This is a genomic window from Martinezella sp. CNPSo 3959, from assembly GCF_057784355.1.
Genome location: NZ_JBXSOV010000011.1, coordinates 32299 through 49358 on the forward strand (window position 1 = coordinate 32299; position 17060 = coordinate 49358).

Annotated in this window: 14 protein-coding genes; 11 read left to right on the forward strand and 3 right to left on the reverse strand. The window is 59.6% G+C overall.

The features are described 5' to 3' along the window. Positions 1-82: 82 nt before the first annotated feature. The 9 genes from AC13RE_RS20985 to AC13RE_RS21025 all read left to right on the forward strand — a co-directional run bounded on the left by AC13RE_RS20985 (position 83) and on the right by AC13RE_RS21025 (position 10667). Positions 83-1777: a hydantoinase B/oxoprolinase family protein gene (locus tag AC13RE_RS20985; RefSeq protein WP_488482418.1), complete on the forward strand. Its 1695-nt coding sequence runs from the start codon at positions 83-85 to the stop codon at positions 1775-1777. Continuing rightward, entirely contained in the window at positions 1774-3837 is a 2064-nt protein-coding gene (locus AC13RE_RS20990) for a hydantoinase/oxoprolinase family protein (protein WP_488564350.1), read from the forward strand. The genes AC13RE_RS20985 and AC13RE_RS20990 overlap by 4 nt, the downstream gene beginning before the upstream one ends. A 1-nt stretch (position 3838) precedes the next feature. Then, positions 3839-4936, forward strand: a complete 1098-nt coding sequence (locus AC13RE_RS20995; protein WP_488564351.1) for an ABC transporter ATP-binding protein — start codon at positions 3839-3841, stop codon at positions 4934-4936. Between the two features lie 48 nt (positions 4937-4984). Next, positions 4985-6157 carry a substrate-binding domain-containing protein gene (locus AC13RE_RS21000; RefSeq protein ID WP_132717793.1) on the forward strand — a complete coding sequence of 391 codons (1173 nt, stop codon included), beginning with the start codon at positions 4985-4987 and terminating at the stop codon, positions 6155-6157. A 93-nt stretch (positions 6158-6250) separates the two neighbouring features. Continuing rightward, complete coding sequence (locus AC13RE_RS21005) at positions 6251-7105, forward strand: ABC transporter permease (protein ID WP_488564463.1); 855 nt, start codon at positions 6251-6253, stop codon at positions 7103-7105. After that, positions 7102-7902: an ABC transporter permease gene (locus tag AC13RE_RS21010; RefSeq protein ID WP_488482420.1), complete on the forward strand. Its 801-nt coding sequence runs from the start codon at positions 7102-7104 to the stop codon at positions 7900-7902. Before AC13RE_RS21005 ends, AC13RE_RS21010 begins: the two co-directional genes overlap by 4 nt. A 73-nt stretch (positions 7903-7975) precedes the next feature. Next, positions 7976-8185, forward strand: coding sequence for a hypothetical protein (locus AC13RE_RS21015; RefSeq protein WP_132717796.1), 210 nt, complete (start codon positions 7976-7978; stop codon positions 8183-8185). 323 nt (positions 8186-8508) lie between these two features. Next, the gene (locus tag AC13RE_RS21020; protein ID WP_488482421.1) at positions 8509-8931 is read left to right on the forward strand and encodes a TadE/TadG family type IV pilus assembly protein; all 423 of its coding nucleotides are present in this window, start codon (positions 8509-8511) and stop codon (positions 8929-8931) included. Next, positions 8931-10667 (forward strand): pilus assembly protein TadG-related protein, encoded by a 1737-nt coding sequence (locus AC13RE_RS21025; protein WP_488482422.1) that lies wholly within the window; start codon positions 8931-8933, stop codon positions 10665-10667. Before AC13RE_RS21020 ends, AC13RE_RS21025 begins: the two co-directional genes overlap by 1 nt. 188 nt (positions 10668-10855) lie before the next feature. Here the strand turns inward: AC13RE_RS21025 and AC13RE_RS21030 are convergent, their stop codons facing one another. Genes AC13RE_RS21030 through AC13RE_RS21040 form a run of 3 tightly spaced genes read right to left on the reverse strand, consistent with a single transcriptional unit; the run spans position 10856 to position 15361 of the window. After that, positions 10856-12046, reverse strand: a complete 1191-nt coding sequence (locus AC13RE_RS21030; protein WP_488564352.1) for an aromatic amino acid transaminase — start codon at positions 12044-12046, stop codon at positions 10856-10858. A gap of 16 nt (positions 12047-12062) precedes the next feature. Continuing rightward, on the reverse strand, positions 12063-13280 hold the full coding sequence (locus AC13RE_RS21035) for a dihydrolipoamide acetyltransferase family protein (protein ID WP_488564353.1): 1218 nt from the start codon (positions 13278-13280) through the stop codon (positions 12063-12065). 2 nt (positions 13281-13282) lie between these two features. After that, positions 13283-15361 carry an alpha-ketoacid dehydrogenase subunit alpha/beta gene (locus tag AC13RE_RS21040; RefSeq protein ID WP_488564354.1) on the reverse strand — a complete coding sequence of 693 codons (2079 nt, stop codon included), beginning with the start codon at positions 15359-15361 and terminating at the stop codon, positions 13283-13285. Between the two features lie 118 nt (positions 15362-15479). On the opposite strand from AC13RE_RS21040, the gene AC13RE_RS21045 reads away from it, so the two are divergent. Together AC13RE_RS21045 and paaX are read left to right on the forward strand one after the other, a co-directional pair. Beyond that, entirely contained in the window at positions 15480-15959 is a 480-nt protein-coding gene (locus tag AC13RE_RS21045; RefSeq protein ID WP_132717802.1) for an Lrp/AsnC family transcriptional regulator, read from the forward strand. A 94-nt stretch (positions 15960-16053) separates the two neighbouring features. Beyond that, positions 16054-16944: a phenylacetic acid degradation operon negative regulatory protein PaaX gene (gene paaX / locus AC13RE_RS21050; RefSeq protein ID WP_488564355.1), complete on the forward strand. Its 891-nt coding sequence runs from the start codon at positions 16054-16056 to the stop codon at positions 16942-16944. The last annotated feature ends 116 nt before the right edge of the window (positions 16945-17060 follow it).

A 17060-nucleotide genomic window follows, 5' to 3' on the forward strand; every position in this document is an offset into this window, starting at 1 on the left:
GGTTTTGGCATCTCCGCCCACCCATCGGAAAGGCTATCGATAGACGAAAAAACACCTAATCTGCACTCGTGCGAATATAGTGATGAGAGGTAGATTCGTGATCGTCGTCGATCCGGTGACGCAGGAGATTATCGAAGGCAAGCTGGCAGCCACCGTCGACGAGATGGGCGTGGTCATGGCCAGAACCTCGATGAGCCCTGTGATCTACGAGGTGCTTGATTTTGCCTGTGGTCTTCTCACCCGTGACGGTGAGCTGGTAGCGCAGATGAACGGCATCACCCTCTTTACCGGCACGTTCGGCACGCAGGTCAAATCGCTGATCGCACTTTACGGCGACGATTTGGAAGACGGCGACATCCTGCTCACCAACGATCCCTATTCCGGCGGCACGCATGCCTGCGATTTTGCCATCGTCAAGCCGATCTTTTTCGATGGTCGGATTCTGGCCTATGCGATCAATGTTGCGCATTATCTCGATGTCGGCGGCTCGGTTCCGGGCTCGCTGGCGCCCAATGCGACCTCCGTTTTTCAAGAGGGATTGAGGCTGCCGGGCGTGAAAGTCATGCGTAGCGATCGCTTTTCGGGCGAGGTTCTGCGCATCATCCGCGAGAATGTCCGTCTGCCCGAAGTCGCGATAGGCGATCTCACGGCGCAGGTTGCGACCGTCCGCGTTGCCGCCAGACGCATGGCCGAGCTTGCGCGCAAATATGGCACCGATGTCGTCGAAGCCGCGTTCGATCATCTTCTGTCGGTGAGCGAGAAGCAGGCGCGCGCCGCCATTGCGGCATTGCCGGACGGAACCTATGAGGCGGAAGATATCATCGACGGCGACGGCGTCACCACCGATCCTATTTCGGTCAAGGTTGCCGTCACGATTTCCGGCGATCGCCTTACAGCGGATTTCACCGGTTGCCCGCCCGCGGTCGCGGGCCCGATCAATTGCGCGGCCGGTGCGCTGCAATCGGCGGTGCGTACCATTTTCAAGGCGCTGGTCGCGCCGCAGGCGCCGTCCAATGAGGGCTGGTTCCGGCCGCTCTCCGTCATCGCACCGACAGGTTCGGTTTTCACCGCCGAGAAGCCTTCTCCGACAGGCTGGTATTACGAGGGCTCTGTGCATGCCTCAGAACTCGTCTGGAAGGCTCTTGCCAAGCTGATGCCCGAGCGTTTCTCCGCCGGTTCCTATACGAGCCTCTGCGTCGTCTATGTTTCCGGCAAGGACGAGGCGGGGCAGCCGTTCATCCATATCGAGCCGCAGCATGGCGGCTGGGGAGCGAGCAGGGACGGCGACGGCGCCAATGCGCTGATCGCGCTCACCGACGGTGATACCTACAATTACTCCGTCGAGGTCATCGAAGCACGCTTTCCGTTGCTCGTACGTCGCTATGAGCTCAACGTCGAAGGTGGATCAGGGGCTGGGCGCCGTCGCGGCGGTTTCGGCGTCATTCGCGATTATGAAATCCTCGGAGACGGCGCTTCCGCCTATTGCAGTTTTGGGCGAACCGACACGCCTCCCTGGGGAATAGAAGGCGGTAAGTCCGGCAGCATCAATCTTCTGCAGGTGGAGGAGAACGGCGGGAAAGTCCACAATTTCGGCCGCGAGCCGCATATCGAGCTGAAGCGCGGCGATCTCGTGCGGATCATCACCGGCGGCGGCGGCGGTTGGGGCGATCCGCGCGCTCGCGAGCCGGAACAGGTCCGCCGCGATGTCGAAGATGGCTACATCACTCGGGAGGTAGCGCGCAAGCTGTATGGATATGAAGAGGGCATGGCGTCATGATCAGGCTGGCGACGGATGTAGGCGGTACCTTTACCGACCTCGTCGGTTATGATGAACGCTCGGGCGAAATCTTCACCGCCAAGAGCCTGACGACCGTTCACGATCAGTCCGAAGGCGTCCTTGAGGCGATTGCACTTGCCGAGAAAAAGGATGGGCTTTCGGCGCGCGATGTGATCTTTTTCGCCCATGGCGGGACGACCGTCATCAATGCGATCACGGAACGCAAGGGCGTCAAGACGGCGCTGGTGACGACTGCGGGATTTCGTGACGTGCTGGAAATCGGCCGCGGCAATCGCCCCGATCTCTACAATCTGCAGTTCAAGAGCCCGGAAGCCTTCGTGCCGCGCAGCCTGCGCTTCGAGGTGCGCGAGCGTATGGATGCGAAGGGGCGGGTGCTGACGCCCATCGAGCTTGGGGATATCGAACCCATCGTTCGCGAATGCCGCGCTCGCAATGTGGAGGCAGTGGCCGTCGTTTTCCTCCATAGCTATGCCAATCCCGAACATGAGATCGCCTGCGCCAAAGCTATCGCCGAGGCGCTGCCGGATGTCACGGTTTGCGCCAGCCACGAGGTTTCCCGCCAATGGCGGGAATATGAGCGTTCCAATACGGCCGTGCTCAACGCCTATGTGCAGCCGATCATCAAGCGTTATTTCGCGCGGCTTGAAAGTGCGCTGACCGAGCGCGATCTCACCTGCCCCTATTATGCCATGCAGTCGAACGGCGGCATCTCCACCTTCGATCAGGCGCAGATGAGCCCGCTGACGCTGGTGGAATCCGGCCCGGCCGGCGGTGTGGCGGGTGCTGCGCGGATCGGCACAGTGCTTGGCGAATCCGAAGTCCTGTCGCTCGATGTCGGTGGCACGACGGCAAAATGCTCGCTGATCCATGACAGCCGCCCGACGCTCGACAGCGAATACAAGCTCGAACATACCCGTATCGCGCCCGGTTATCCGGTTCAGGTGCCGGTAGTCGATATCGTCGAAATCGGCGCCGGCGGCGGCTCGATCGCCCGCATCGACGAGCGTGGCGCGCTCTGTGTCGGCCCGCAAAGTGCTGGATCGACACCGGGGCCGGCCTGCTATGGCCGGGGCGGCGAGAAGCCTACGCTTTCTGATGCCCTGTTGACGCTCGGTATTTTCGATCCGGCAAGCTTCGCTGGCGGCCAGATGCAGCTCGACAAGTCCAAGGCTGCGGCCGCGATTGCGACGGTTGCCAAGCCGATGGGGTTATCGGTCGAGGATGCGGCGCTCGCAATCGTCGAAATCGCGCATGCATCGATGATCAATGCGTTGAAGCTGGTGACGGTCCAGCGTGGGCATGATCCGCGGGATGCCGCTTTCGTCATTTCCGGGGGCGCGGGACCTGCACTTGCTGCGCGCCTCGGGCGGGATCTTGGCGTGAAGATGACTGTCGTGCCGCCTCATCCCGGCATCTTTTCGGCCTGGGGAATGCTAGCGGCCGAACCGCGCGCCGATTTCCGCAGCACGTGGTTCGCTCCCCTGGGTCGGGAAGCCGTCAGCAATCTCAAGCGCCGGTTCGACGAATTGAAGCGTGAGGCGGTCAAATATTTCTCCAAAGGCGATGCGGCGGAGATACGTTATGTCTGCCGCGTCGAAGCCCGCTATCGCGGGCAGGAGCACGGCGTCTTCGCTCTCTTCGAAATGGAGGATGATGCCGAAAGCTTTGCGGAACGCTTTCATGCCGCCCATGAGCGCGCCTATACCTTCTGTCTGCCCGGTTCGCCGGTCGAGATCACGATGATCCATCTGGAAGCGGTGCTCCATGGCCCGGTCATCGCCATCCCGAAACTCGATCGTGTCGGCCGATCGCTGGATGCGGCCTTCAAGGGGCACCGCGAAGTCTATTTCGGTGGCGCGACCGGTTGGGTGTCCTGCCCCGTCTACGAGCGCACACGACTGCCATCTTCCGAGAGAGTTGCCGGCCCACTCATCATCGAGGAAGCGACCGCTACGTCGCTGGTGGTGGGCGGGCAGGAACTGGAGGTAAGCGAGGAGGGCTTGCTGCTCATCCGCGAAAGCGATGGGGGAAGCGTCTGATATGGCGATAGCGATCGGTCTCGACCATATCGTCAGAAATTACGGGCCGACGCGTGCCGTCGACGACGTGACGCTCGACATCCGAGCCGGGGAGTTCTTTACGCTGCTCGGCTCGTCCGGTTGCGGCAAAAGCTCTTTGCTGAAGCTGATCGGTGGCTTCGACAGGCCGACATCGGGACGTGTGCTTTTCGACGGAAAGAACATGGCTGATGTTCCTGCCAATCGCCGGCCGGTCAATACCGTTTTCCAGTCGCTCGGGCTCTTCCCGCATATGAATGTCGCTCAGAACGTCGGCTACGGCCTGAAGTTGCGCGGGTTGTCCGGTGCTGCCTTGAAAACGAAGGTCGACGGCGCGTTGGACCTGATCGAACTTTCAGGGTTTGCAGATCGCGACGTCAATCTTCTCTCAGGTGGCCAGCGCCAGCGCGTCGCGCTGGCGCGCGCTCTCGTCATGGAACCGGGTATTCTGCTGCTTGACGAACCTCTGACCGGGCTGGACGAACGGCTGCGCCAGCAAATGCGCGACGAGTTCGGGCGGCTTCATAAACGGACCGGCGCGACCTTCATTCTCGTCACCCACAATCAGGACGAGGCACTCAGTCTTTCGGATCGCATGGCGGTCATGCACAAGGGGCGGATCGAGCAGACCGACGTGCCGTCGCGCTTCTTCGAGGCGCCAGCCAATGCCTTCGTTGCCCGTTTCGTCGGCATCGATACGCTTCTCAAGCCCGAAAACATCTCGATTTCGGGCGGCACGGCTCTCGTTACGATTGCCGGACAGCGCATCAGTGCCAGCTTTTCCGGAGCGGTTCCCCCAGCCGATGCGCTCGTCGCAATCCGCCCGGACCGGGTTGAACTTATTTCAGCTGGCGAGGAAGTGGCCGAAATAATTGAACTTAAGGTTGTCGAAAGCATCTATCGTGGACTCAGCCATGACGTTACGCTCGCTTTCGCCGACGGCCAGCGTGTGGTTTTAACGACCAGCGCGGACGCAATTCCGCCCTCTGCGGGGGAAAGCGTGCGCGTTTGTTTGAAGCCGGGTGCTGCGCTCCTGATCGATCATTCCGGAAGAACGGCCTTGGCTGGAGGCGATGAGTAGAACCCGAATAGCTGAACTAAGCAAAAAATGAGGGAAGGGAATGACACGATGAATAAAAGCAATGATTTCGCCTCCTCCGCTTTGAGGAGCAACATGCAGCGCCGTGACATGCTCAAACTAATGGGTGCAGGTGCGGCTGCGCTCTCTTTTGGTGGATTGGCTGCCACACAGGCCATGGCCGATGATGCAACGGTAGCATTCTGGGCTACCGCCACGCTCGATATCGGCGACAAGTGGCAGGAATTTACCCGCCAGAGCGGCGTTTCGCCGGAGTTTACCGACAACGGCAATGATGTCGGTCCGGTGGTCGCACGTCTTGCCGCCGGAAATGCCAATGATCTCTTTGATGTCGGCGGTTTTCAGGGTGGGGCCGAACGGGAACTTGCCAAGCAGGGCCTGATTGCCCCTTGGGACGTCTCCAAGATCCCGAATTTTGCGGGCATCTGGCAATGGGCCAAGGATATCCCGACCCTGACCTATGAGGGCAAACAGTACGGCATCCCGACCGTCGTCAACGCCGACTCCATCATCTATCGCCCCGACAAGCTCGGCAAGGTCGATAGCTACGGCGTCATCTTCGATCCGAAGCTTAAGGGCCGGGTCGCGATGGAAGATGCCTGGATCAACAGTGCCATCTTTACGGCCATCTACCTCAAGGAAGCCGAAAACAAGCCGATCAAGGAGCCGGGCAACCTGACGGAATCCGAGCTTGGCCTCGTCATGGAGTTCCTGATCAAGCACAAGAAGGATGGTCAGTTCCGTACCTTCTGGAACGGCTGGGAACAGGGCGTGCAACTGGTTGCGAACGAGGAAGTCGACGCCATGACCGGCTGGGAGCCGATCGTCTATGAAGGCCGCAAGCGCGGGCTTCAGGTGGAGTATGCAGCTCCCGTCGAAGGCTACGAGGGCTGGGGCAACAACACGGTGCTGCTCAAGGGTGCCACGGAGCGCGGCAAGGCCGACGTTGCCCACAAGTTTGTCGATGGCCTGCTTGCTGGCCTCTATGGTTGCGAGCTCGGCAAGGCGCGCGGCTATCTCGTGCCGACCGACAACAACCTCGCCTACGCCAAGGCCCATCCGGATGAATACAAGGCCGATGACGTCGCCAAGCTTGCCGACCATGTGAAGGCCAAGTTCTCCGGAAAGGTCTACTGGCAGAATTGCCGGCCGGACAATTTCCAACTTTACGAAGAGTGGTGGCAGAAGCTGCGCAACGCCTGATTTAACAAGATGGACAGGGGCTGGCGCATCTGTCGAAGGACAGGCCGGCCCCCAAGCCGATGGGATCAACGACGAGAGAAGGAGGGTTAGATGATGAAGACACCAGTTCTATTGCTGGCTGCTCCGCTTGCGGCGATCTTCGTGCTCGGCCTTGCGCCGCTCATTCTCGTCATCGTATGGAGCTTCTGTGCCTGGGATTCCGCGACCTATTGGATCAAGCCGGAATTCAGTCTGGCCGCCTATGGTGCCATTCTGGAAGCCGGGCGCTGGAGCGTATTCCTGTCTACGCTCGGCAAGGCGTTCCTGACGTCAGCTATTTGCCTCGTCATTGCCTATCCCACCGCCTACGCGATGTATTTTTTGGCCGGGCGCACCCTGTCTGTCGTGCTTGCGGCCTTGCTTACGATCCCGTTTTTCACGTCCTATCTCATTCGTTCCTTCTCCTGGCGGCTGCTGCTCGGTCGCACCGGTGTCATCAACACGCTTCTGCAGCAGGTCGGCATCACCGACGTGCCGCTCGACTGGCTGCTGTTCAGCGATTTTGCGGTCATTGTCGGACTGGTCGCCTCCTATCTGCCGTTCGCGACCTTTCCGATCCTGCTCTCCATGCGCCGTGTCGATCCGATCGCGCTGGCGGCATCGCGCGATCTCGGTGCCGGATTCTGGACGATGGTCCGCACCGTGCTGCTGCCGCTGACCTATTCCGGCGTCTTTGCCGGTTTCCTGTTCGTCTTCGTCATGGTTGCCGGCTCCTCGACGGAGGTGCAGATGCTCGGCGGTGCCGGCGCATCGATCGTCTCGGTGATGATCAACGATGTCATGCGCGTCGCCAATTTTCCGCTCGCCTTTGCGATTTCGACGCTGATGCTCGTTATCGTCTTTGGGCTGGTGCTGATCGGGGATGCCCTATTCGGCCTCTCCTCGCTATTTGAGGAGCGTGGCCAATGATCGTCAGGGAAGGAATGGCCCCGCGCATTGTCATCTGGACGCTGACCATCTTCGGCCTCATCGTGATCTATGCGCCGCCGCTTTATTTGCTCGGTGTCTCGTTCAGCCCGGCGCTGCAGCCGGGACTGCCGCATTTCTCCGACATCACCCTGAAATGGTACCTCGCACTCGGCTCGGAAAGCGCGCTCATCGCTGCGCTCGGCCAGTCGATCGTCATTGCGTTTGCGACGGCCGTCATTGCGACGCTGCTGTCGCTCGGCGCGGTGCTGGCGCATCGCGAGCTTCATCGTGGACGTAGTCTGTGGTTTTTGACTGTGCTGCTGCCGATGTTCGTCCCAGGCGTCATCCAGGGGCTGGCGCTTTCGACCGTGATCAGCCGCGCCGGCGTGAAGGCATCGGCTTTGACTGTCATTGCCGGCCATCTGCTATGGGCAATGCCCTTCGCCTTCATCGTCATCCTGACGAGCTTTGCTGCGGTCAGGAGGTCCTATTTGATGGCGGCTGATGATCTCGGCGCCGGTCGCTTCCGGCAGTTCTGGGATATTATTCTGCCGTTGATCCGACCCGGCCTCGTCAGTGCCTTCATCTTTTCGTTCCTGCTGTCGCTCAACGAGTTCACGCGCGCGTTCTATCTGGCCGGCCGTCAGAACACGTTGCCGGTCGTGCTCTTCGGCAAGATGAATTCCGGCGCTTCTCCGACGATCTATGCGATGTCGGGCGCAATCTTTCTTGTTTCCAGCGTTTGCGTGGTGGCTGTGGCCCTGCGTTCGCTGCTTATGCAACGCCGAATGGGGTGATCAATATGCAAATAGGACTGACCAATCGCAAATTCCGCCCGCCCTTAGACCTCCACCAATGGGAGTACAGAGGATGAAACACGAGTCAAAGCTGATGGCACTGATCCGCGCGGGAAAGAGGCAGGAGGCGCTCGATATGGTCGAGCGGCTCAAGGCGGGGGCACAATTGCTGCCGACTTCCATCAAGGTGGATCGGACGGGCGCCGTCACTTATTACAAGGGAAACTGCCGTTTCGTGAGAAACATCCAGGGCGGCTGGGATCTGGTGCCGAAGAAAAAGTAGATGTCCGCTGTTGATCCGGGCATCGAAGAGGCTGGCGCCGTCGAACGTGCGGTGCGGGCAAGAAGCAACGTTGGGAAGGGAGCATTTCGCGTCACCCCCCCCTCGTGGGGCGCCGTGGAAATTCGATTTGGCCGATGGGCAATACTTGACGTTTGTCGTCGCGAACATTTGCCCGTGCACGGTAATTAGGTCGAATATTCAATATCCTTTAAGATGTAATCATATTAGAAGATATCTTATTTAGAAATATAAAATTAACGTCCGAAGCCTAAGCTCTCCTCGACCGTCATCGTAAGACGATGGTCATCAAAGGAGACAGGACCATGTATCGTGTTTCTCATTTCAACAGGGACAAAGAGGGAGCCGCAGCGGTCGAATTCGCACTCATCGCACCGCTTTTTTTCCTTCTGCTTCTGACGCTGATTGCCTTTGCCATCTATCTCACTGCCGCTCATTCGCTGCAGCAATTGACTGCCGACGCCGCCCGCACGGCAATCGCCGGGCTATCGGCAAACGAGCGAAGCCAGCTGGTTCAGAGCTTCGTCACCAATTCGACCATCAACGATGCTTTCATCGACAAGACCAAGTTGACGGTGACCGTCGCCACAGATCCGACCAATGCCAACCAGCTTACGGTCAGCGCCAGCTATGACGCGTCGGATCTTCCGATCTGGAACCTCTATACCTTCGCGATGCCGGATCCCACCATCCGCCGCTATTCGACCATTCGCCTGGGAGGTCTGTAATGAAACAGCTTCTCGGCGGGCTCGCGTCGCTTAAAGACAAGCGAGGAAACGTCGCGATCACGACCGCGCTCGTCTCGCCTTTGATCCTTTATTGCCTTGGTCTCGGCGTCGACTATGGCATGATGACGCTGCAGCAGCGACACCTGCAGCAGTTGAGCGACATTGGTGCGATATCGGCTGCTTCCAATATTACAAATGCGCAAACTGCACTTTTGAACAATCTGCAAAGCAACGGCACCACGGCGGCCGTCGCCTCTGGCAGCAACTATATGACGAGCAACGGGCTGGTCAGTGCGGCCACGGCCAACTCCGGCCAATATGAGACCGTGGCCAATTTCGTGCTCGGCACCTATACGGCGGACACATCGGTGCCGCTGGCAAACCGCTTCTCGTCGACGGGAGCCGCGCCATATGATTCCGTAAAGGTGACACTGACCCAGAAGGCGGTGATGCCTTTCGCTTCCGCCTTTGCTACGCCGCCGACCTTGAGCGCGACGGGCACCGCGTCCAGCGAGCGTCTGGCCGCCTTTTCGATAGGATCGCGGCTTGCGAGCCTCAATGGCGGCATTCTCAACCAGCTGCTCGGTACCTTGCTCGGAACGCAGGTTTCCCTGAAGGTCGTCGACTATCAGTCGCTCATCAGTGCGAATGTCAATCTTCTGAGCTTTCTCAATCTGCTGGCGACGGATCTCAAGCTTACCGGCGTAAGCTATAACGAGCTTCTGGCAACCGACGTCACCTACGACAAGATTCTCGGCGCCCTCGGCAAATCGACGAATCTTTCGGCCGGAGTCGTCACCCTCATCAACAATCTGGGCAAAACGCTCGGTACCACGAAACTGACCGTAAAGCTGCAGGATATCGTCAATCTTGGTCCGCTGGGGCGCAATATTGTCGGCACATCCCCAAATATGACTGCCAATATCAACGTGCTGGATCTCATTTCCACCACGGCAATGGCTGCCAACCAGCAAAGGCAGATTGCGCTTGATCTCGGAGCGGCATTGCCCGGAGTCGCCACGGCAAAGTTGACGCTGGCGATAGGGGAAATGTCCCAGCAGACGCCGGCCCTGGCCGTAGGTGCACCGGGCACGATCGTTCGAACGCCGCAGGTCCGTGCGGCGCTTGAAGTCGCCGTCACCGGTCTTTCGGTGATTGCCGGGCTGAAGCTCAGGGTTCCCCTTTATATCGAGCTGGCCCCTGCCGAAGCGAAGCTTGCTTCGATCACCTGTGTCGGCGGCTCTATGCCAAATGCCGTCGTCGGAATAGATGCCGTGCCTGGTGTTGCCGAGGTGGATCTGGGCGACGTCAATACGTCGGCTTTCGCGAATTTCGGCTCCGAACCGCGGGTCACGCCGGCTGCGATCATCGATTCCCTTCTTCTGAAAGTGATCGCGAGCGCGCAGGTCGATATCGCCAACATGAGCCCGACGCGACTGACCTTTCAGCCTCCGGAGATTTCGGCCGGCACGATCAAGACGGTTTCTACCAACAGCGTCCTGACGTCCACGGTCTCGTCGCTCCTGAAAAACGCCACCATCACCATCCAATTGCTCTTCCTGACGCTCGGGACGCCAAAGGACGTGCTCTCTGCCATTGCTGACACGCTGTCGGTGGTGACCGCGCCGCTCGATCAGGTTCTATACGGCACGCTCGGTCTCCTCGGCATCGGTATCGGGCAGGCTGATGTAAGCGTCACCGACGCGAGATGTACGCAGCCCGTGCTCGTACAATAATGGCATCTCAGAGCGCTTATGTGAGCGATGCGCTTATTGCGGGCGGGTGAAGCCGGCATGCCGGTCGGCTTCTTGCTGTCGGTTCCCAAGAACCATGATGAGCGGTTGCTGGGCGCTGCGCTGGAAGAGATCGTCGCCTGTTGATGTGAAGAGCAAGCGACAGGCTAGGCTGCTCGTTGTCGCAGCCTTCAAGTCAGATAGGGACCGATGCGCTCCGCTACGGATGCAATATCCCTGACCCGCATCCCAGCCACGTTGATCCGACCGGAATCCGGCATGTAGATGCCATGCTCGGAGAGAAGCTGCCGAACATTTTCCGGAGAGATCGGCAGCAGGGAGAACATGCCTTCCTGCGAACCGATATTGGCGAGCTCCGCGCGGAATTGGCCAAAAGCCTCGGCAGCAGCCTGGCGGATCTCGACGATGCGCGTGCGCATTTCGCTGAGTTCATCGACCCAGGCCCGCTGTAGTGAAGGGTTGTTGAGGGTTGCGGCGACGATGGCTGCTCCGTGCGCGGGCGGCATGGAATAGCTCGTGCGGGCATAGCTTGCGAGATTGCCTATAGCTTTGTTCAAGGATGCCTGCCGATCCCCGAAGAGATAGGCCGCGCCGGTGCGCTCCCTATAGAGCGAGAAGGATTTGGAGCAGGAGACGGCAACCATGGCCTCGGCGACTGTTTCGATGACATCAATCATGCCGGCCGCATCTTCAACGCGTCCACGCCCAAGACCTTGATAGGCATTGTCGAAGAGCGGGATCAATCCCTTGGCAGCGATGATGTCGGCAATATCTCGCCAGTTTTGCCGCGACAACGCCGCGCCTGTCGGATTATGGCAGCTCGTTTGCAGCAGCACGGCATCGCCGGGAGCAGCGTTCCGCAGGGTTGTCAGCATCTCGTCAACGAGAACGGCCTGCTTTTCAATGTCGAAGAAGCGATAGGTTGCGATCTCAAGGCCGACGCTGGCAAAGATTGCCTGGTGATTGACCCAAGTGGGCGTGCCGACCCAGATTTTCCGTCGCTTGTCGAGAGCAAGCAGTTCCGCAGCCAGACGCAGAGCGCCGGTGCCGCCCGGTGTCTGAATTCCCGCGACCGGCTTGCCACCATGGCGCTCGCCGAAGACTTCGGACGCTAATGCTCTAAGGAAAGCAGGGTCGCCTTCCGGACCGATATAGGATTTGGATTGCTGCGTTTCCCAGAGATGATGCTCGGCTGCCTTGACAGCTTTCATGACCGGCGTTCGGCCCGTTTCATCGCGATAGACACCGACGCCGAGGTCGATCTTTCCGGGCCTCGGGTCGGCCGCGAACTTGGCAATCAGTTCAAGCAGGGGATCGGGCTTCTGTTCTGTAAGGCTGTCAAAAAATGCTGTCTTATTCATTGACCCATCCCTTTCCCTATTGCGGCCAATCCTGCAGAACCCGCACGAATTCCGACAACCACGCGTTCGTCTGGTGACCGTCCAGGGAGCGATGGTCAATCGTCAGGGACACATAGGCCATCGGGCGGATCTGGATCGTATCGACGCCGTCGACCTCCCGAACGATGACACGCTTCTCCAGCTTGCCGATGCCGAGGATGGCGGATTGCGGCTGGTTGATGATGATGGGGGAGGCAACCAGCGAGCCGGAAACGCCATGATTGGAGATCGTGAAGGTTCCGCCTTTCATATCGTCGGCCTTGAGCGCATTGGATCGCGCCCGGTCCGTCAGATCCTGGAGCCTTGCGGCAATCGCCTCAAGTTGGAGATTCTGCGCCTGCCGAATGATCGGCGCAACCAGACCCTTGTCGCCCAATGCGATGCCGATCCCGATATTGATATCCTCGAAGATCTCGAGACTGTCATCATGCCATTGGCTATTGACTTCAGGCACGAGTTTCATGGCCGCAACCGATGCCGCCACGAAATAGGCAGTATAGGATAGGTTCACGCCTTCGGCCTTCAGTCGGGCCTTGTTGTTTTCGCGATGGCGCATGATTGCCGTGAAATCCGCCTCGAAGATAGCGGTGACCTGCGGTGCCGTCGCCAATGATTGAGCCATGCGCCTTGCGATCGAAAGCCGCATGGCCGAATGGGGAACGATCCGAGATTTGCCGTCAGCCGCGACTGCCGGCGGAGTCTGCCCAGCCTCGGCCCGTTGTGACACCGGCGCGGATGGGTGCGGCTTGGCGATTTCCCGCGCATGATCCATATCGGCGCGGGTGACTCGCCCATCCCTGCCGCTGCCTTTCAGACTGGCTGGGTCGATCCCGTATTCCTCGGCTGCCTTGCGAACGGCGGGGGAATAGTAAGCGGCGGCGGAGGCCGTGGCAGGCGAGGCCAGCTGTATCTGCAACGGAGCCTCGGCCCCTTGCGCTGCAACGCTGTTTGCGTTTTCGATGCTCATGCGTCCGAGGATCGCTCCCGGCGTGGCGTCATCGCCATCCTTCATGGCGATTTCGCTCAGAATACCGTCGCAAGGAGCCGGTATTTCCTGAGTGACCTTGTCGGTTTCCAGTTCGACAAGCGCGTCGCCTTCCTTGACATGATCGCCGATCCGCTTCAGCCAGTTGCGGACGACCGCCTTCGTGCCTTCCTGTTCGATAGGAGCCGTGATCTCCATGATACCAGTCATCCCTAAAACTCCAGGATTTCGGCAATGCGCTTGGCAATGCGCTTCGTCGAGGGCACGGCCCAATCGAGAAGAGCGGGATTATGCGGGCTCGGAATATCCGGCATGGCGAGCCGAGAGACCGGCGCATCGAGATCCGTGAAGGCCTTGTCTGCAATGACGGCGGCAATTTCCGCGCCGAAGCCTGCAGCTTCGAGATCCTCGTGGACGATGAGGCAACGGTGCGTCTTGGCGACCGATGTGAGTACGGCCTCCCGATCCCAGGGCATCAGCGTGCGAAGATCGATGATATCGGCCGAGATGCCCTCGGCTGCTTCCTCGCAGCGCTGCACCATGGCGCCCCAGGTGACGATGGTGATGTCGCTGCCGGTCCGCGTCAGCTTCGCCTTGCCGAAGGGCAGCGCGAAATCATCACCGGGGTAGGGGCGACGCGCCCAGGCATCATCGAGCATGGCTCTATGCTCGAAGAAGATGACCGGGTCGTTGCCGCGCATGGAGGTTCGCAGCAGGCCGACGGCATCCTCTGCATTCGATGGAACGGCGACCTTCCAGCCCGGCTGGTGGACGAAGGCCACTTCGTTGGTCTGGCTGTGCCAGGGATCGCCGCATTTGAAGAAACCGCCCGGCATGCGGACCACGATGGGAGCTGCGAAGCGATTGTTGGTACGCCAGCGGATGGTGCCGCAGTCGTTGAGCTGTTCGGTGGCCGGTTCAGCATATTTCCGAAACTGGATTTCGGGAATGGGGACGAGCCCGGCGAGCGCCATACCGACAGCACGGCCGATGATGCCCTCTTCGGATAGCGAAGTATCGAAAACGCGCTCGCTGCCGAATTTTTCCTGCATGCCGAGGGTGACGGCATGAACCCCGCCCTTGGGGCCGATATCCTCGCCGAACATGACAACGCGCTCGTTGATCGACATCTCGTGTTCGAGCGTTCTGCGGATGGCCGTGACCATGTTGATGCGTGGGCCGGAGGTTTCCGGTACATCCGTTGTCGCTGGAGGCTCGTATCCGGATGGGTGCTGCCCGCCCATCGTCTGCATATCGCCGTCGAAGAACACATGGCGGGTTACGGAGGAGGGGGTGGCGACCGGCCTGTTTTCAGCTTGCGCACGGGCGTTTTCGGCTATATCGCGCGCTTCGCTTTCGCAGGCATCCCATTCCCGCATCGTCATCACGGCGGGAACGAGGAAATCCTTCAGGCGCGGCAGGGGATCGCGCTCCCATTCGCGCTTCACGGTTTCCTCGCTTTTGTAGGTCTGCGTGTCCTGAAAACTGTGACCCTCCAGCCGCGGAACCGTGAGCCTGAGAAGCGCCGGCTTGCGTTCGTCACGAACAAACGAGACGGCATCCTGCACCAGATGCGCGGCTTCAGCCGGGTTACATCCGTCGCCGTCGAAGATTGCGAGATTTTTCCAGCTTGCGAGATTGGCTGCGATATTCCCTCCCGGCGTCTGCGCCGTCGAAGGCACCGAAATGCCAAAGCCATTGTCTTCAATGTAGAACAGCATAGGCAATTGTTGCGTCGTTGCGGCTGTCAATGCCGCCCAGAAGCCGTTCGAGGCGACCGAGCCGTCGCCGCCGAGGGCGACGCCGATGTCCCGCGCATACTCTTTCCGACCCAAAGTGGTCGCGTAGTATTTCATCGCCTGCGCCCAGCCGGCCGTCGGCGTATATTGCGCACCGACACCGCCGCACATGGGCAGAGCCGAGGCGCCGGAACGGTTCGGATAGTTGAAGACGACACCGATGTCGCGGCCGTCGGAATAACCGCCGGCGCGGCCCATAGCTGAGCCGAGCGCATCGGCCGGATCGACGCCAAGCGAAAGCAGAAGTGGCCGCGAGCGATAATAGCCACACGTCGCGTCGTGGAGGCCTGTCAGCTGCATTCCAAGGAGGATCTGCGCCATGTCGTGGCCGCGTGCGGAAAACTGATAGAGAACCTTCCTTTCCGGAACGAGACGCTTTTCCTCCATCTCGTCGAGTGCTCGGGAGAGGTGAACGAGATAGGCAACCCGGCGCCAGTCGATGCGATCGTCGGGCGAGTTCCGCTCGTGGCTTTTGAAGGCTAGCTGGGCCATATGATCCTCCTGCAGATGGCCAAACCATTTTAATTCAGGCGTCAGCTCGATTCCTTTCAATTTTGCAGATTTTGACATAGAGTTTGAAATAAGTATTTCATGAGTGGCGGGTTTATGAATGGAGAATTTCGATCTTGATCACGTCGATAGAGCGATTCTGCGCGTGCTGCAGGAGGAGGGCGATATCAGCCAGGCGGCGCTGTCAGAAAAGGTCGGGGCATCGCCCGCGTCCTGCTGGCGAAGGATCAAGGCGCTGGAAAGCGCCGGCGTGCTGGGCCGGACGGTTCGCCTTGTCGACCCCGACAAGATTGGTAAGGGGCTGAACGTCTTCTGCCAGGTCAAGATGAAGACCCACGATCCTCCGACCCGCCGCGATTTCGAACAGTTCATCGCCAGCTATCGCGAGGTACTGGAATGCTACTCCATGTCGGGGGAGTGGGATTACCTGATCCGTGCCGTCGTCGCCGATGTCAGGGAATATGAAGGCCTTTTGATGCGAGGTATCCTGACCCATGAAGCGGTGCTGAGCTCATCGTCTCACTTCTCGCTGAAATGCGTCAAATACACCACGGCGTTGCCGACGAATGTGTCGCGATAGCTGAGCAGCGCGTGCTTTGACTGCGTTTGCTTGAATACCGATAGTATCTCACGCTAATAGACCCTAACGATTGCAGATGCGGAGCAGGGTTGGAGTGTCGGCTGATAATGTCAAACTCGGCCATGATTTGAGCGAAGCGGTCGCGGCGCTCCTTATCGACCTGCCGATAAAAGCGGCGAGTTTTATCGTGACGATCTACGGCGATGTCATCGAGCCGCGGGGCGGCGTTGTCTGGATCGGCAACCTCATCGAGACGTGCAAGAGCGTCGGGATCACCGAGACGCTGGTGCGGACCGCGGTGTCGCGACTGGTGGCAGCTGGTCGGCTTGCGGGCGAGCGCGAAGGGCGCCGCAGCTTCTATCGGCTGACCGATGCCGCTCAAGCCGAATTCGTCGAGGCCGCCAGCCTATTCTACGGACCGCAACCCGCGGTCCGCTGGCAATTTGTCCTGATCAACGGACCTGCGCCGGAAGAGATCATGCAGGGCCTTGAGCGGGAGGGTTTTGCCAGGCTGAACCCGCGTCTCGCGGTGGGAACGCATCCCGCACCGCCCCTGCCGGGCCGCGTCGTCGTCTTCGACGCGCAGTTGGCGACCGAAAACGGCGCATTGCGGGAATTTGCCGAAGAGGCATGGAACCTGCCGCGTTTCGCGGAAGCCTATCGCGAATTCATTGCCCGGTTCGGTTCATTTTTCGAACGCGTCGGAAATTGTGCCGCGCTATCGCCGTTCGATTGCCTGATTGCCCGGCTGCTGCTCGTGCATCAGTATCGTCTGATCATGCTGCGTGAGCCGCATCTTCCCAAGTCTGCTCTGCCGGATAATTGGCCGGGCGAGGAGGCGGGGCGGCTGTTCGCCGAACTTTATTTGCGCCTGTCAAAAAAGGCTGACGGCCATGTCGCTCGCCGTTTCGTGAACGAGTCGGGCAAGCTTCCAGAGACGACGCCGGCAAGCCAGGCTCGGCTCGATCACCTCAAGGCCCGCTGAAGGATCAATCCGCTCAGGTACATAGTAAGGGAGTTCGGCTCGCCACGTGCTTTCACGGCATTGAATGTCACAGAAAACTCTAAAAATTCATTTGTATTGTGACATATCGCATGCTA

Bases quoted from the DNA above. Each gene is read 5' to 3' on its own strand.
- AC13RE_RS20985 (WP_488482418.1), top strand. From the start codon at position 83: ATGAGAGGTAGATTCGTGATCGTCGTCGATCCGGTGACGCAGGAGATT.
- AC13RE_RS20990 (WP_488564350.1), top strand. From the start codon at position 1,774: ATGATCAGGCTGGCGACGGATGTAGGCGGTACCTTTACCGACCTCGTC.
- AC13RE_RS20995 (WP_488564351.1), top strand. From the start codon at position 3,839: ATGGCGATAGCGATCGGTCTCGACCATATCGTCAGAAATTACGGGCCG.
- AC13RE_RS21000 (WP_132717793.1), top strand. From the start codon at position 4,985: ATGAATAAAAGCAATGATTTCGCCTCCTCCGCTTTGAGGAGCAACATG.
- AC13RE_RS21005 (WP_488564463.1), top strand. From the start codon at position 6,251: ATGAAGACACCAGTTCTATTGCTGGCTGCTCCGCTTGCGGCGATCTTC.
- AC13RE_RS21010 (WP_488482420.1), top strand. From the start codon at position 7,102: ATGATCGTCAGGGAAGGAATGGCCCCGCGCATTGTCATCTGGACGCTG.
- AC13RE_RS21015 (WP_132717796.1), top strand. From the start codon at position 7,976: ATGAAACACGAGTCAAAGCTGATGGCACTGATCCGCGCGGGAAAGAGG.
- AC13RE_RS21020 (WP_488482421.1), top strand. From the start codon at position 8,509: ATGTATCGTGTTTCTCATTTCAACAGGGACAAAGAGGGAGCCGCAGCG.
- AC13RE_RS21025 (WP_488482422.1), top strand. From the start codon at position 8,931: ATGAAACAGCTTCTCGGCGGGCTCGCGTCGCTTAAAGACAAGCGAGGA.
- AC13RE_RS21030 (WP_488564352.1), bottom strand. From the start codon at position 12,046: ATGAATAAGACAGCATTTTTTGACAGCCTTACAGAACAGAAGCCCGAT.
- AC13RE_RS21035 (WP_488564353.1), bottom strand. From the start codon at position 13,280: ATGACTGGTATCATGGAGATCACGGCTCCTATCGAACAGGAAGGCACG.
- AC13RE_RS21040 (WP_488564354.1), bottom strand. From the start codon at position 15,361: ATGGCCCAGCTAGCCTTCAAAAGCCACGAGCGGAACTCGCCCGACGAT.
- AC13RE_RS21045 (WP_132717802.1), top strand. From the start codon at position 15,480: ATGGAGAATTTCGATCTTGATCACGTCGATAGAGCGATTCTGCGCGTG.